The following is a 290-nucleotide window of genomic DNA, read 5'->3' on the forward strand; positions in this document are numbered from 1 at the left end:
AAGACCGACGCCATGCTTCTGGCCTGCTGCGTGCTGGCGCAAGGCGCGCTGGCGCAGGTCTATCTGGCGGCAAAGCGCAACGAACCGGTTCCCGGGCACCTGTCGTGGATCTTCTGGATCGCGCAAGGGTTGGGCATCCTCATCAAGGGACCGGTTGCGCCGCTCTTGTCTCTGTTGACGGACGCGGCGCGCTTTGCCTTCGCCCGCGATCGGCGCTGGCTCTTGAAGCTCAAGCTCGTGCGTGGCGTGGCGATCGTGCTTGTCATCGTCCTACCGTGGCTGATCCGCAT

1 pseudogene is annotated in these 290 nt (G+C 64.5%); it reads left to right on the plus strand.

Annotated elements, in window-relative coordinates:
- Positions 1-290, plus strand: a pseudogene (locus EN862_RS35695) (glycosyltransferase family 39 protein); the annotation flags it as partial.

The organism is Mesorhizobium sp. M2E.F.Ca.ET.219.01.1.1 (assembly GCF_004016445.2).
Lineage (GTDB): Bacteria > Pseudomonadota > Alphaproteobacteria > Rhizobiales > Rhizobiaceae > Mesorhizobium.